The 14,744-nt window shown below is 76.4% G+C and carries 11 protein-coding genes; 5 read left to right on the top strand and 6 right to left on the bottom strand.

The features are described from left to right. Nucleotides 1–126: 126 nt before the first annotated feature. The 6 genes from ACFVTF_RS15190 to ACFVTF_RS15165 all read right to left on the bottom strand — a co-directional run bounded on the left by ACFVTF_RS15190 (nucleotide 127) and on the right by ACFVTF_RS15165 (nucleotide 7,887). Nucleotides 127–1,719 carry a multicopper oxidase family protein gene (locus ACFVTF_RS15190; protein ID WP_387813758.1) on the bottom strand — a complete coding sequence of 531 codons (1,593 nt, stop codon included), beginning with the start codon at nucleotides 1,717–1,719 and terminating at the stop codon, nucleotides 127–129. Next, nucleotides 1,716–2,186, bottom strand: a complete 471-nt coding sequence (locus tag ACFVTF_RS15185) for a hypothetical protein (RefSeq protein ID WP_387813756.1) — start codon at nucleotides 2,184–2,186, stop codon at nucleotides 1,716–1,718. The genes ACFVTF_RS15190 and ACFVTF_RS15185 overlap by 4 nt, the downstream gene beginning before the upstream one ends. 256 nt (nucleotides 2,187–2,442) lie before the next feature. Further along, nucleotides 2,443–5,073 (bottom strand): FtsX-like permease family protein, encoded by a 2,631-nt coding sequence (locus tag ACFVTF_RS15180; RefSeq protein ID WP_387813754.1) that lies wholly within the window; start codon nucleotides 5,071–5,073, stop codon nucleotides 2,443–2,445. 43 nt (nucleotides 5,074–5,116) lie between these two features. Beyond that, nucleotides 5,117–5,959 carry an ABC transporter ATP-binding protein gene (locus ACFVTF_RS15175; protein WP_387813752.1) on the bottom strand — a complete coding sequence of 281 codons (843 nt, stop codon included), beginning with the start codon at nucleotides 5,957–5,959 and terminating at the stop codon, nucleotides 5,117–5,119. A 151-nt stretch (nucleotides 5,960–6,110) separates the two neighbouring features. Beyond that, nucleotides 6,111–6,902, bottom strand: coding sequence for an aminotransferase class IV (locus ACFVTF_RS15170; protein ID WP_387813749.1), 792 nt, complete (start codon nucleotides 6,900–6,902; stop codon nucleotides 6,111–6,113). Then, nucleotides 6,895–7,887 carry a GNAT family N-acetyltransferase gene (locus tag ACFVTF_RS15165; protein WP_387813747.1) on the bottom strand — a complete coding sequence of 331 codons (993 nt, stop codon included), beginning with the start codon at nucleotides 7,885–7,887 and terminating at the stop codon, nucleotides 6,895–6,897. Before ACFVTF_RS15165 ends, ACFVTF_RS15170 begins: the two co-directional genes overlap by 8 nt. Nucleotides 7,888–8,062: 175 nt before the next feature. On the opposite strand from ACFVTF_RS15165, the gene ACFVTF_RS15160 reads away from it, so the two are divergent. The 5 genes from ACFVTF_RS15160 (at nucleotide 8,063) to ACFVTF_RS15140 (ending at nucleotide 14,736) form a co-directional block, all read left to right on the top strand. Further along, nucleotides 8,063–9,538: a glycosyltransferase 87 family protein gene (locus ACFVTF_RS15160; protein ID WP_387813745.1), complete on the top strand. Its 1,476-nt coding sequence runs from the start codon at nucleotides 8,063–8,065 to the stop codon at nucleotides 9,536–9,538. Beyond that, nucleotides 9,424–10,524 carry a glycosyltransferase family 4 protein gene (locus ACFVTF_RS15155; RefSeq protein ID WP_387814116.1) on the top strand — a complete coding sequence of 367 codons (1,101 nt, stop codon included), beginning with the start codon at nucleotides 9,424–9,426 and terminating at the stop codon, nucleotides 10,522–10,524. Before ACFVTF_RS15160 ends, ACFVTF_RS15155 begins: the two co-directional genes overlap by 115 nt. 263 nt (nucleotides 10,525–10,787) lie before the next feature. Further along, entirely contained in the window at nucleotides 10,788–11,750 is a 963-nt protein-coding gene (locus tag ACFVTF_RS15150; RefSeq protein ID WP_387813743.1) for a thiopeptide-type bacteriocin biosynthesis protein, read from the top strand. Between the two features lies 1 nt (nucleotide 11,751). Beyond that, the gene (locus ACFVTF_RS15145; protein ID WP_387813740.1) at nucleotides 11,752–14,553 is read left to right on the top strand and encodes a lantibiotic dehydratase; all 2,802 of its coding nucleotides are present in this window, start codon (nucleotides 11,752–11,754) and stop codon (nucleotides 14,551–14,553) included. 12 nt (nucleotides 14,554–14,565) lie between these two features. Next, nucleotides 14,566–14,736: a hypothetical protein gene (locus ACFVTF_RS15140; protein WP_363588297.1), complete on the top strand. Its 171-nt coding sequence runs from the start codon at nucleotides 14,566–14,568 to the stop codon at nucleotides 14,734–14,736. Nucleotides 14,737–14,744 lie beyond the last annotated feature (8 nt).

Raw genomic sequence — 14,744 nt, 5'->3', positions numbered from 1 at the left:
GGGTGCGGGGTGCGGGGTGCGTCTCCCCGCGACGCTAGGCCACGAGTGGCCGGAACGCGCACCGCGCGCCCTCCGGCACTCGGCCGACCGGATGAAGCCGGCCGGACGAAACCCCCGGCTCCCCGCTCACCGCACGGTGAAGTCCGCCATCATCGCCATGTCCTCGTGCTCCAGGTTGTGGCAGTGCATCATGTACGTCCCCCGGTAGTCGGTGAAGCGCACCAGGACCTCGACCGCCTCGGCCGGGCGCAGGTCGACGGTGTCCTTCCAGCCGCCGTCGTACGGGCCCGGGTCGCGACCGTTGCGGCTGAGCACCTGGAACTGGTTGAGGTGGACGTGGACGGGGTGGTGCAGGTCGGAGGTGAAGCGCCACCGCTCGGTGCTGCCGAGGGCGGGCCGGGCGAGGTCGCGGCCGGGCCGGTACAGGTCGCCGTTGACGGTCCAGCCGTAGCTGCCGCTGCGCCGGAAGACGAACTTGCGGGTGACGTCGACGGCGGAGGCGTCCAGGTCCTCGATCGTGGACAGCTTGTCGGGCACGGTCGAGTCGTCGCCGACCTTCCTGCCGGAGACGTCGAAGCGCATCACCTCCGCCGTGCGCCCGCTGCCGAAGAGGTTGAGCAGCCGCACCGAGGTGCCCGGGGCGTAGCGGGAGAAGTCGACGACGATGTCGAAGCGCTCGGCCGGGGCGATCTCCAGCACGTCGTGGGCGACCGGGGCGGCGAGCAGGCCGCCGTCGGAGCCGATCTGGACGAGGGCGTCGCCGCCGGAGGGCTGCGGGTCGAGCCGGAGCCGGTAGGGGCGGGCGTTGGAGGCGTTGAGCAGACGCAGCCGGTAGCGGGCGCGGTCGACGTCGAGGCGGGGCCAGGGGGCGCCGTTGACGAGGATGACGTCGCCGAGGACGCCGTTCATGTAGGCGTCGGTGACGCCGGGCGAGGCGAGGTCCTCGTCGACGGCGGGGTAGCGGAAGGAGCCGTCCCCGGCGAAGGAGCGGTCGGCGAGCATCAGCGGGAGGTCGCGGTCGCCGCGCGGCAGCGGCAGGGCGTTCTCCTCGTCGTCGTGGACGAGGTGGAAGCCGGCCAGGCCGCGCCAGACGCCGGGGCCGGTGAAGCCCATCCGGTGGTCGTGGTACCAGAGGGTGGCGGCGCGCTGCTTGCCCGGGTAGGTGTGGGTGCGCTCGCCCTCGGCGGTGCGCCCCGCCTCGTGGCCCATCCCCTCCATGCCGGGCATGTCGGACATCCCTTGCATGCCCGGCGCCCCCCGGCCCGCGCCGGAGTAGCCGACCGGCAGCAGCAGGTCGACGGGGTAGCCGTCGCTGTCGGCCGGGGTGTGGCCGCCGTGCAGGTGGACCACGGACGGCACCGGCAGTTCGTTGCGGTGCTTGACCACCGCCGCCCGGCCGGACCGGGTGACCACCGTCGGCCCGGGGAAGGTGCCGCCGTACGTCCAGGCCTCGGTCCTGACGCCGGGCAGGATCTCCAGCCCGGCGACCCGCTGGGTGATCTCGTAGTAGTCGGTCGTCGCGTCGGTGCGCACCGGCTGGAGCACCGTGGGCACCGGCAGCGGGACCTGGAACGGCTCGGGCAGGTCGAGGCCGCTGCTGAGCAGCCGGCCGGGGTGGCCCTCGGCGAACAGCCGGGCGGCGGCGGGGCCGGCGACGGCGGCCAGCGCGCCCGCACCGAGGACGGAGGCGCCGACGCCCAGGAACCGGCGACGTTTCACTTGGACACCTCCAACGGCCCGCCGGGGCGCGGCAGGCGTCCGCTGCCGTCCGACTCGGGCAGCTGGTCCGCGCGGGCGGGCAGCGGCAGCCGCCAGGCACCGACCAGCCCGAACAGGACCCCGCTGACCAGCAGCACCCCGAGGGTGACGTGCACGCTGATCGACCGCGCGTAGCCGGCCGCGATCTGGCCGACGACGGCGACGGTCAGCACGCCGGTGGACCACAGCGGCCAGAGCGGGCCGCGGCCGGGCCGGCGCACCAGCGCGGCCACCACCAGTTGGCAGAGGACCACGGTGGCCAGCGTCATCGCGTTGCCCTCGTGGTCCTTGAGGGACTCGTAGGTGCCGTTGAGGAAGCTGCCGGCCAGCATGACCTGGAGCAGGGCCAGGACCGCCAGGCTGGTCGCGGTGGTGCGCAGCAGGATCAGCGGCCAGCGGGGCGCGGCGGCCGCGGGAGGACTGCTCATGTCGGGCTACTCTCTGCTTCGGCGGGTCGGTCGGGGCGGGCGAGAGCGTAGCTGATCCGACATCACGATCAGCTCCGACAAAGGGGTTCGGACTTTCCCGGCTACCCCATTGCGCCTACTCGGCCCGGCTTTTGTCACCCGTACGAGCGAGGCTCTGGTGTGCCCGTCCAGCGATCCTCGAGCAGGTGCCGCGGATGCCCGAAGGGCCCCGTCCGGCGGTACCGGACGGGGCCCTTCGGGCTTTCACGGGCCTGGGCTACTGCCGGGCGGCGCCCAGCGCCACCGGGCGGGTGCGCAGCAGGGCCCGGGCGGGCAGCCCGGTCGCGCCGAGGCAGAGCAGGACGGCTCCGGCGGCCAGCGGCAGGGCGAGCGCCGGCGGGATGTACGGGGAGGAGTTGGCGACGCCCCGGGCGATCGGGACGAGGGCGGTCCAGGCGATCCCCCCGCCGATCACCAGGCCGGTCGCGGCGACCAGCAGCGCCTCCCAGCGCATCATGCCGCGCACCTGGCGCCGGGTGGTGCCGGCCAGTCGGAGCAGGGCGACCTCGCGGCGCCGGTCGAGGACGGTCATCACCAGGGTGTTGACGGCGGTGACGGCGGCGAACCCGCCGAGCACACCGGCCATCACGGTGTTGGCCCAGGCGTTCAGCTCCATCATCTTGTCGGACTGGGCGACGAATCCGGCCCGGTCGGTCACGGTCGCCCCGCCGGGGCCCGCGAGGCCCGCCAGCGCGGCCGCCACCGCCGTGCGGTCGGCGCCCGGCGCGTCGGCGACCAGCACCTGGCTGTCGTACCCGGCGGTGACGTGCCCGGCGACGACCGTACGGGGCAGCAGCACCTGGCCGAAGCCGAGCCCGCGGCCGTAGACGGCGACCACGGCGGGCTGCACCGGGGTGCCGTCGCCGAGCCGCAGCGGCACCCGGTCGCCGACCTTGACGTCCAGGGCGTCGGCCAGTGTGGCGTCCAGGGCGACGGTGTCGGCGGCGCGGCCCAGGTCGGCGAGCGAACCGCTGCGCACGCCCAGGTCGAGCACCCGGGACAGCCGGGCCGGGTCGCCGCTGACGCCGAGCGCCGTCGCGGAGCCGAGCTGCATGTCGTGGGTGTACACGACGCCGGTGCGCAGCACGCCGACCGCGGCGTCCACACCGGGCACCTTGGCGGCCCGGTCGGCGGTGCCCGCGGGCAGGCCGGGGCCGGTGGAGCCGATCACGTGGTCGGCGACGATGCCGTCCCGCACGTTCGCGCCGGTGGTGTGGCTGATGGTGCTCTGGAGGAACAGCAGGGTGCCGCAGAAGGCGGTGACCAGCACGATCGGGGTGATCGCGGAGGCCAGCCGGCGGGCGTTGGCGCGGGTGTTGTCGGCGGCCAGCGAGCCGGGGGCGCCGCCGGCCCGCAGCGGGGCGCCGAACACCGTGGCGGCGACCCGTGCCACCCAGGGGCCGAGCAGTGCGACGGCCACCATGAAGCACATGACCACGCCGAGCGCGGTGTTGGCGGCGTTGATGCCGTCCAGGGCGGCCGCGAAGGCGGCGGCCACCACGCCGCCGACGGCGAAGAGCAGCCCGAAGACGGTCCGCACCACGCCGGGGTGGCCCGGTTCGACGGCGGCCGCGCCGAGCGCCTGACCGGGGCGCAGCTTGGCGGGGCGGCGGGCGGCCAGGAAGCCGGCGGTCAGCGCGGCGAGGGTGCAGATGAGGACGGCGGCGAGCATCGGCAGCGGGCCGACGTCCAGTTGCACGCCCTGCGGCACGGCGCCGCGCACGGTCAGTTCGTCGAACCACCAGCGGGCCAGGGCCAGTCCGGGCAGGATGCCGAGCGCCCCGGCGACCGGCGCGACCAGCATCGCCTCGGTGGCGATGGTGCGGCGGATCTGCCGCGGGGTGGCGCCGATGGCGCGCAGCAGGGCGAACTCGCGGGCGCGCTGGCCGGTGGCCAGGGCGACGGTGCTCATCACGACGAAGATCGCGGTCATGGTGGCGTAGCCGCCGAAGCTGCCGCCCAGCCCGATCAGCAGGGTGCGGGCCTCGCCGATGGCGGGCTGTTCGACGGTGCCGCGGCCGTCGCCGGTGAAGACCTTGGCGCCGCCGCTCTCGGCCTTGGTCTCAAGGCCGATGGCCGGGGTGCCGATGGCCTTGGCGTCCGCCGCCTGGGTGCCTGCGGCCTTGGTGGCGGGGGCCTGGGCGTCGAGGGCCTGGCGGACCTGCGCGACCAGCGCGGCGCGGTCCACGCCCTCGCGCGGCTGGACGGCGATCGCGTCGATCCGGCCGGGGTGGCCGGAGAGGCGGTCGGCGGTGGCGTCGGCGAACCAGGCGGTGGGGCCGGCCGACTGGGCGGCGGCCAGGCCGGAGACCCGGTAGTCGCCGGTGCCGCCGGGGGCGGTCAGGGTGAGCTTCGCGCCGGGCACGAGGTGGGCGGCGCGCGCCGTGTCGGCGTCCAGCACCACCTCGTCGGCGCCGGGCGCACGGCCCTCGACCAGCTGGTCGGCGGGGCCGGCGATGCCGAGCGCGGCGAAGCCCCGGCCGGTCAGGGCGGGGGTGCCGGCGCCGGCCGGCAGCGGGAAGGCGCTGTCCGGTCGGGCGGCGGCGACCCCGGGCAGTGCGGCGACCCGGCCCACCAGGGCGGCGTCCGTCCGGGCCCGCTCGGGGGTGGTCTGCTCCCTGGTCTCGGTGTCGCGGCCGACCTTGGCGGTGATCCGCACCACCGGATCGGCCGCGACCACCACCGGGGCGCCCGCGTACCGCTGCGGTGCGACGCTCGCGGTCACACCGGTCTGCAGCAGCACGCCGCAGGCCACCACCACGGCGGCGCCCAGCAGCAGGGCGACCAGGGTGCCCACGAAGGAGGCGGGTCGAAAGCGCACCGAGGCGCGTGCCAGTCCGTTGCTCATGCCCCTGCCCCGTTCCACTCGTCGATCGGTCCACGCCACCCGTTCACGCCGCGACCCCCACCGGGCGGGCGGTGAGCGAGACCATCCGGTCGGCGACGGCCTGCGCCTGCGGGTGGTACAGCTCGTCGACGAGCGCGCCGCCGGCCAGGAACAGCGCCCGGTCGGCGAACGAGGCCGCCACCGGGTCGTGGGTCACCATGACCACCGTCGCGCCCAGGTCGTCCACGGCGCGCCGCAGCAGGCCCAGCACCTCGTGCGCGGTACGGGTGTCCAGCGCGCCGGTCGGCTCGTCGGCGAACACCACGTCCGGGTCGGTGATCAGCGCGCGGGCGATCGCCACCCGCTGCTGCTGGCCGCCGGAGAGCTGGCCGGGCCGCCGCTTGGCGTGCTCGCCGAGGCCGACCTGGGCCAGCAGCTCCCGGGCCCGGGCGCGGTCCTGGCGCTCGCCCGCCAGCCGCTGCGGGAGCAGCACGTTCTGCTCCACCGTCAGCGAGGGCAGCAGGTTGAAGGACTGGAAGATGAAGCCGATCCGGCTGCGGCGCAGCTTGGTGAGCCGGTCCTCGCTCAGCCGGGTGATGTCCTCGCCGCCGAGGCGGATCTCCCCCTGGTCGGGCTTGTCCAGGCCCGCCGCGCACTGCAGGAAGGTCGACTTGCCGGAGCCGGACGGGCCCATCACGGCGGTGAAGCTGCCCCGGGCCAGCGCCAGGTCGATCCCGCGCAGCGCGTACACGGTCTCGCTGCCGCGGCCGTAGGTGCGGCGCACCCCGCGCAGCTCGATCGCCGGGCGGGCGCCCTGCTCGGGGTACGGGCCGCTGCCGTGCGCCCCCGTCGCGTACGGGCCGGCGGCGTACGGCTCGGTCGATGGGCGGTCGTGGCGGCGTGCCATGGGTGGGCCTTCCCTCGGGGATCGTCGGTGGTCGTCGACGGGTTCCACGTTAGAAAAGGCCAGGCCGGCGAACCATGGAGGCCGCTGGCGGACCGGGGGTGGGGATATCCCCACCCCCCTCCGGGGGGCTGCGGGCCGGCGCCGGGCGGGCTCACACCGCGTCGGCGGCGATCTCCCCGTAGGCGGCGGCGAGTTCGGCGAGCACGGGGTGCGCCGGGTCGAAGGCCGTACCGTCGACCGCGGCCAGCGGCCGGACGCCGACGCCCGCGTTCACCGCGAACGCCGCCGTGAAGCGGCCCAGCCCGGAGGCGTCCACCCGCTCGCGCGACTGCGGCCCGCCGTACGCGTCGGCCAGCAGCGCGGCGGTCACCCCGGGCAGGCTCGGGCCGTCCGGCCAGACCAGTCGGCGGCCGTCGAGGAAACCGACGTTCCAGGTGGCGCCCTCGACCACCCCGCCGCCGTCCGGATCCACCAGCAACACGTCGTCGTAGCCGTCGAGTTGGGCCCGCCTGCGGTGGTGGACCAGGCCGAACAGGCCGACGTGCTTCACCTCCGGCAGCTCCCGCCGGTACCCGACCGTGCGCACCCGCAGCGGGCCCGGCGCCGCCACCGCCGCCGGGCGGGTGGTCAGCAGCAGCCGGGGCACCGCCGGGGCGCCGGGGCGCTCCAGGCCGAGCTCCGGGTCGTACACCGTCACCCGGACGATCACCGGCGCGCCGTCGGCGGGCAGCACCGCGCGGATCCGCTCCCGCACCGCCGCCCGGTCCAACTCGGCGGCGAACAGCACCCGGCAGTCCCGGACCAGCCGGTCCAGGTGCAGCGCCAGGCCCCGGACCCGGCCCGCCTCGGCGCGCAGGGTGGTGAAGTGCCCGTAGTTCAGCAGCCCCAGTGCGGCCAGCCGCGCCGGGTCGGCCGGCGCGCCGTCGATCTCGATCTCAGCCATCCCCCGAGTCTGCCAGCCCCGGCGCCGCCGCCACCGGGGCCTCCGCCCTCGGCGCCGGGGGCGGGGTCGGGGTTTCAGAGGTCGCCACCGCCGGGTGGTACGGGCTGACCACCTGGCGGCCCGCCGCCAGGGCCAGCTGCTCGAAGTGCTCGATCTTGTAGGCCAGGCCCTCCGGCTCCCCGGCGTCCGACCACCGCCACGCCTCCGCCCACCACTGCGGGCCGCGCACCAGCGGCCGGCCCGCGAGCGCCAGGTGCAGCGCCAGGGTCGAGCGCGCGTACTCGTGCACCCAGCCGTCGGCCGCCCGGTAGTCGGGCGTCTCGTCCAGCCGCAGCCAGCGGCCCTCGCAGCCGGCGGCGAGCATCGGCACCCAGCCCCACCCCCGGTCCGCGACCAGCAGGTGCAGCCAGTCGCCCTCCTCGCACACCCGGTACGGCGGGAGCTGCGGCATCCGGGCCAGGGCCAGCGAACGCTTCCAGCCGACCACCCAGAGGCCGCGGCGCAGGTAGTAGCGGACGGCGTGCTGCCAGGTCCAGTGCGCCTCCAGCCGGAAGCCGGGCAGGCCCTCCGCGGCGGCCGCCGCGTACACCTCGTCCAGCGCCCCGGCGGCCAGCCCACGGCCGCGCGCCTTCGGAATCAAGTAGAGGGAGGAGACGGCGAGTTGGCCGGGCCCCTTGGTCCAGTTGTCCACCGCCACCGTGCCGGCCGCGGCGCCGTCCTCGTCCAGCACCCAGTAGCGGCGCCGGTACAGCTCGCCGCCGGGCCACTCCCGGCCGCTCTCCCCCAGCCGCTCGCGCCACCGGCGCTCGGCCTCCGGCGTCAGCTCGTCCGGGGCCACCAGCTCCCCCAGCTCGCCCTCCACCAGGGACGCCAAGTCCCAGAGGGCGAAACGCCGTTCGTCCCCCTCGGCGACCGCCCGCAGCCGCGGCCCCGCCGCCAGCCGGTCCTGCGCCCGCTCCACTGCCGCATCCCACGACCTCACCACGCCGACACGATAGCGGGAGCGCGGGCACTTTCCGTAATCCGACGAACACCGAACGTCAGATCGGATGCGAAGCCCACCGGGCGACGGCTCCGACGGATGGTAGGGGAAACCCGACCAGAGGACTCGACCTGACCGTGATGACCAGGCTGACCTGCGGCGATGCAATGAACGGGTGATGAATCGGCACGACTCCCCAGACCGGCGACACACCGCCGCGTGGTGCGGCGGATGGCTCCTCGCGGCCGGATGGGCCGGGGCCTTCCCGCTGCTCTCCGGCCTCGGCCCGCACCGCACCTGGGGCACCTGCGCCGCCGTCGGCTACCTGCTCGCGGCGCTCGCCACCCTCCTGCCGACGCGCCGGGGCCGGCCGCTGTCCATCGCCCTCGCACTCACCGGGGCCGTCGCCGTACCGCTGCTCGCCCTCGTGCTGACCGGCCGGGGGCAGAGCGAGGTCGGAGTGATCGAACGCTCCGGGGCCCTGCTGCTGCACACCGGGACGCCGTACCTCGCCGAGCCCCGGACGGTGGCCGAGTACACCCCGTACCTGCCCGGGATGGCGCTCCTCGGGCTGCCCCGGGCCCTGCTCGACGGGCTGCCGCTCGGCGGCCTGTCACTCGGTGGTCTGCCGTTCGCCCGGGTTGCGGGCGACGCGCGGCTCTGGTGCGCGGCCGCGTTCCTCGCCTGCCTGCTGCGCTCCGCGCCCGCCGGGCGGCGGACCGCCCTCGCCGCGCCCACCACCCCGCCCCTCGACCCGCGGACCGCCCTCGCCGCGCTGACCGCCTCGCCCGTCGTCGCGCTGCCGCTCTGCGTCAGCGGCGTCGACCTGCCGATGACCGGCCTCTGCTGGCTCGCCCTCACCCTCGCCGCCCGCCGGCGCCCCGCCCTCGCCGGACTGGCCCTCGCCGCCGCCTGCTCGCTCAAGTGGACGGCGTGGCCGGCCGTCGCCGTGGTCACCGCACTGCTCGCCGCCACCGCCGGACGGCGCCCGGCCCTGCGCGCCGCCGCCGTCGCGGTGGGCGGCACGGCCCTGCTCGTCCTGCCCGGCGCCCTGCGCTCACCCGGGCCGATGCTCCACCAGGTGTTCGCCTTCCCCACCGGCCGCGGCGACCTGCCCACCCCCGCCGCCAGCCCGCTGCCCGGACGGCTGCTCGCCGACCTCGGCCCGCCCGGCTGGTACGCGGCCGTCGGCCTGCTGCTGCTCGCCGCAGCCGCCCTCGCGGTCTCCCTGCTCACCCACCCGCCCCGGCACCCGGCGGCCGCCTCCGACCGACTCGCCCTCGGACTCGCCCTGGCCTTCCTGCTCGCTCCCGCCGGGCGGTTCGGCTACCTCGCGCTGCCGGTCCTCCTCGTCCTGCTCGCCCGGGTGCTCCCGCCCACGGCCCTCCCCGCCTCCGCCGCTTTCCCCGCTCCGAGCCCTTCTCCGATCCCTTCCCCGGCCGCCTCTCCGGCCCCTTCTCCGACACCGAACCGAGGTCCCACCCGCCCATGGGCAGCACACTCATCGTCACCAACGACTTCCCGCCCCGCCAAGGCGGCATCGAAACCTTCGTCCACGCCCTGGCCACCCGGCTGCCCCACTCCGACGTCGTGGTCTACACCTCCGCCGAACCGGGCGCCGATCGGCACGACGCCGCTCTCCCCTTCCCGGTGATCCGCGACCGGGCCCGCACCCTGCTGCCCACCGCCCGGGCCACCCGCCGCGCCGCCGAGATCGCCCGCGCCCACGGCTGCGACCGGGTCTGGTTCGGCGCCGCCGCCCCGCTCGCCGCGATGACTCCCGGCCTGCTCCGCCAGGCCGACGGCATCCGCCGCACCGTCGCCACCACCCACGGCCACGAGATCTGGTGGGCCCGCACCCCCGGCGCCCGCCGCCTGCTGCGCCGGATAGGCCGCAGCGTCGACGTCGTCACCTACCTCGGCGAGTACACCCGCGCCCGGATCGCCCCCGCCCTCGGCCCGGACGCCCGGCTGGCGCGCCTCGTCCCCGGCGTGGACCCGGACAGCTTCCGGCCCGGCGCCGAGGGCGCCCCGCGGGCCCGCACCGGGCCGGTGATCCTCTGCGTCGCCCGGCTCGTCCCGCGCAAGGGGCAGGACGTCCTGATCCGGGCCCTGCCGGCGATCCGCCGGGCCGTCCCCGGCGCCGTCCTCGTCCTCGTCGGCCAGGGCCCGTACGAGGACCGCCTGCGCGCGCTCGCCCACCGGTGCACCGAGCCCGGCAGCGTCGAATTCGCCGGCGGGCTCGACCACGCGGCCACCGCCGCCCACTACGCCGAGGCCGACGTCTTCGCCATGCCGTGCCGCACCCGCCGGGCCGGCCTCGAAGCCGAAGGCCTCGGCATCGTCTACCTCGAAGCGGCCGCCGCCGCCCTGCCCGTCGTCGTCGGCCGCTCCGGCGGCGCCCCCGACACCGTCCTCGACGGCGTCACCGGCACCGTCGTCGACGGGCGCGACCCGGCCGACGTGGCCGCCGCCCTCACCCGCATCCTCCTCGCCCCGCCGGCGGACCGCGCCCGGATGGGCGCCGCCGGCCGCGACTGGGCCGCCACCCACTGGTCCTGGACCGCCTCCGCCCACCGCCTCGCCCATCTGCTCGACCCCGCCCGGTCCGTCACCGGCGCTCCAGCCGAGCTCTCCTGACACTTTTGGGCTCGCCAACGCCGTTTTGCTCAATGGGAGTTCGAGCAGAAGTGACACCAACTCACCAGCAGAGGGGCGATCATCGAGTCAGGGGGGGCGAAGGCTTCGGAATCCGCCCGCAGGATGCGCCTTCAGCGCGCGAAGTCCCTTACGCGCAGCGGGCGCACCCTTTTTCATCATATGAATATTTGCCTTCCGTTTTTCAATCCGACCGAATGGTGGAAACCCAGGAGTAGAGCCGAAATCACGAGGAGGTGGGCACCATGGTGGAGGTCGAACGATTGCTGGCCGACTGCCTCCGGGACGCTCGCGACATTCCGTGGGGAACGGTACCGGTCGATTCCGCGGGCCCCGAGTACGAGGCCGCGCGCCGCGCGTTCCTGACGGCCGGCCTGTCCGCGCTGCGCGACGACAGGCCCGAGGACGGCTGGGTGCAGATCAACCTCGCGCCGGGCCCGGCCACTTGGCACCGGACGTACCGCGCCGTCGCGGACACGGCCCGCGACCTGATCTCCGCCGGCGCGGCGCGCTCCTTCTTCTTCATGCACAAACCGCCCGGGCTGCGGGTCCGGTTCGAGGCGGGCCGGTCCGAGGTCGGGGCACTGCGCGAGGAACTGACGCGCCGCTTCCGCGCGGTGGACGGACAGCCGCAACCGCCGCTGTGCGGGCGGTACGAGCCGGAGACCTACCTCTTCGGCGGCCCGCGATCGATGCGGCACGTCCACGACCTGTTCACGGTGGACTCCCTGGCCTGGCTCGATCACCACGACACCGTCGCGGCAGCGGGCCGGTCGGAGGCGGTCGCGGACTGGCGGTTGTCCCTCTACCTCCTCGGCGAACTCCTCGACGGCCTCGGCATCGTCGGCTGGGAGCACCGCGGGGTCTGGCAGGTGCTCCAGGACGACGCCGGCCGCAGGCTGGGCACCGAGCCCGACGAGGACACCCGGCGCGCCGCCGCGGGCATCCTCGCGGCCTGGCGGGCCGGCGGACGGAGCCTGCTCGCTCCGCTGCCGCCGCGACGGCGGGCGGCGGTCGAGGTGCACGGGGACGCCGTGCGCCGGGCCGCCGAGCGCTGGCGCACCGGCTACTTCGAGTCCGGTGAAGCGGTGATCGGCCCGCGCCGCGCCGCCGCCCACTACGTCGTCTTCCACTGGAACCGGGGGCGGTTCTCCCTGGCCCGGCAGAGCCTGCTGACCCACGCGCTCACCGGTGACGGGAGGTCCTGACGTGGACGAGGACCGGGAACTGGGCGCCGCGGCACTGCTCCGCGTGGCCGGCATGCCGTTGGCGGCGTGGGCGGCGGCGGGCAACCCGGAGCTGTTCGCACAGGTCGCCGACCACGCCCGGCGGGACGAACGGCGGGCGGAGCACGCCCGCCGACTGGCCGAGCAGTTGGGCAGCGTGGTCGTGCCGCACCCCGCCCTCACCGCCGCCGACCGCCGCGCCGTACTGGCCGTGCGCCGTCGGCTGCACTCCGGCGCCGCACCGGGCCCGGCCGACTGCGGGCTGCTGGGGCGACTGCCCGCCGCCGCCGGCCTCGCCGCGGACGCCGCACGGCTGTCCGGCGAAGCCGAGTCGGCGACCGTCGCCCTGCGGCGGCTGGAGGCCGCGGTGGCGGCCGAGCGCGAACGCGTGGGCGCCCTGGGCTGGTCCCTGGTGTGCGCGTCGCCCGTCATGCGGGCCTTCCTGGACGAGGTGGAACCCGGAGCGGCCGCGGACGTGGCCGGCCGGCTGGCCGCGGGCGAGTCCTGGAGCGGGAAGCGGCTGCGCAAACGGGCGGCGTACGTGTGGCGGGCGCTCGGTCGGGCCGCGGCGAAGACCACCCCGCGCGGCTGGGTCGGCCAGGTCACCCTGCTGCCGGTCACCCCGGCGGACGCGAACGGCGGCGGGAACGGTGACGCGAACGGTGACGGTCACGGCGGCGCGGCCGACGGCGCCCTGCTGCGGCTCGTCCCGCCCGGCGCCGTCCTCGGCGAGGTGGCGGCCCAGGCCGTGGAGAACGTCCACGGGGTGCGGGCCCGGCTCGGCGCCCTCGACCTGCGGGCGGCGGACCCGGCCACGGTGCTGGCCCTGGCTCCGCTGCACTTCCCCCAGCCGGCGGGCGCCGCACCGGGCACCGGTGTCCTGCGCTGCTGGGTGACCGACCCGCACGACCGGGGCCGGTTGCGGCAGGTCGACCTGCGGCGCTCCCTCCCCCTCGATCACGTGCTGGCTCGACTGGCCGGCGGCCCCCGCCCGTTGGGCGACCTCGAAGCGGCTCTGCTGGGCACGGCGGCGACCGGCGCAGCGGCGGCCGGGACGGCGGTTTCCGCTCCCGCGGTGCTGCGCGGCTTCCTCGCGCACCTGCTCGGACTCGGCGTGCTCCAGGCCTGCGCGGCCCCGCGCCGCCGCACCACGGGCTGGCTCGCCGCCGAGGACGTCCGCGCGCGCGGCACCCTTCCGCAACCGGTGCCCCCTCCGGCACCCGCACCGAGCGCCGATTCCGCCGCACCCGCACCCATATCCGGGCCCATACCCTCGCCCATACCCGCACCCGCACCCGCGTCGGCGCTCCGCACCACCGGCTCCGCCGCCCCCGCCGACGACTCCCGGCCGTGGTTCACCGACTCCTACCGCGCCACGGCCTCGGCCGTCTCCGGAGCGGCCGCCCGCCAGGTGCAGCAGGGCCTCGGCACCGCCGCCCGCGTGGCCTGGCTGCGGGAAGCCGACCGGCTCGCGGGGCCGGACCCGCACCGGCTGCCGGCCGAGCTCGCGGAACTCACCGAACGGCCGTGCCCGCTCGGCGAGATCCTCGCGCGCCACCTGCCCGACGGCAGCTGCCCGCCGCCGCCTCCGCCCCCGCGCCGGTACACCGGCTGGCACCCCGCCGGGACCCCCGGCTCCGGCTACGCCGGGCTGCTGGCCCACCTGTCCGCCCGGGCCGGCAGCGGACCGGTGGACCTGGACGACGACCTGCTGGACACCCTCGGGGCGCCCCCGGCCACGACCGCGCTGCCGCCCTGGCCCCTGGACTGCCTGCTGCGTCCGCTGCCGGGCCCCGGTCCGGTCGCGGTACTGGAGACCGCCTCACCGGCGGGCGTGCTGGACGCCCGGTTCGCCGACGCGCTCCACACCCTGCACGGCGGCTACGACAACCTCCGGAGCTACCGGGCCTTCCTCGCCTCCGTCGAGCGGCTGTCCGGGGCCCGCTTCGTCGAACTGCTGGTGCCGCCGCTGGCCGGACGCGCCGCCAACGCCGTACGGCGGCCGGTCCTCACCGGCTGGTGGACGGGCGATCCCGATCCCCTGCCGTACCAGGGAGCGGACGGCCTGACGGCCCGCTACCTGCCGCTGGAGCGCATCACCCTGCGACGGGTCGGCCCGCGGATCATCGCCGAGGCCGACGGGTGCCGGCTGCTGCCCGTCCACCACGCCACCCGTACGCCCCTGCCCCCGTACGACGTCCTGGTCCGGCTGCTGCTGGCCGCCGGCCACCCGGCGGGCTCGCGCCTGATCCGCCTGGACGGCCTGGCCGAGGCCTTCCCCGACACGGACCGGCTGCCCCGGGTGACCGTCGGCGGCGGCGCCCTGGTCATCAGCCCCGCGGTCTGGCGCGTGCCGCAGGCCCAGCTGTGGCGGCCCGGCGACGGCGACCTGACCAAGGTGCGCGCCCTCGCCGCCCTCGGGCGCAGCGCCGGACTGCCGCGCTTCGCGTTCGTCCGGGCCGTGCCCCAGCCGAAACCGGTGCCCGTGGACTTCGCGGCGCTGACCGCCGTCGCCCTGCTGGAGCGGATCTGCGCGCGCCACCCCGGTGCGGACCTGCTGGTCGAGGAGATGCTCCCCGACCCGGGCGGCCTGCTGCTCCGCGACCCCGTGCACAGCGGCGCCGCCGTCGCCGCCCAACTGCTGCTCAGACTTCCGTTCGACCAGGGCGCCGAGGAACTCGCGGAGCCCGCCGCCGCCGCACTGCGCGGCGAACCCGACGTCCCCGGTGCGCCCGCCCCTCGCGGGCGGGCCACCGGGGCGGTCTCCACCCATCACCGCTCCTGAAGGAGGACAACCATGCCCGACATCACGGCGCTCACCGACCTCGACGCCCTCATCGGCGACCTGGACGCGCGCATCACCGAGACCACCCTGCCGACCCCCGAGGCCAGCAGCGGCGGCTGCAGCGGCGTCTGCACCGTCCTGATCTGCGACACGGTGCTGCTCTGTAGCGGCGTGTTCTGCTGATCTCCCGT

The organism is Kitasatospora sp. NPDC057940, assembly GCF_042887425.1.
Taxonomy (GTDB): domain Bacteria; phylum Actinomycetota; class Actinomycetes; order Streptomycetales; family Streptomycetaceae; genus Kitasatospora.
Note: the sequence above shows the minus strand (reverse complement) of the source record. Positions and strands in the feature narration are given on the sequence as shown.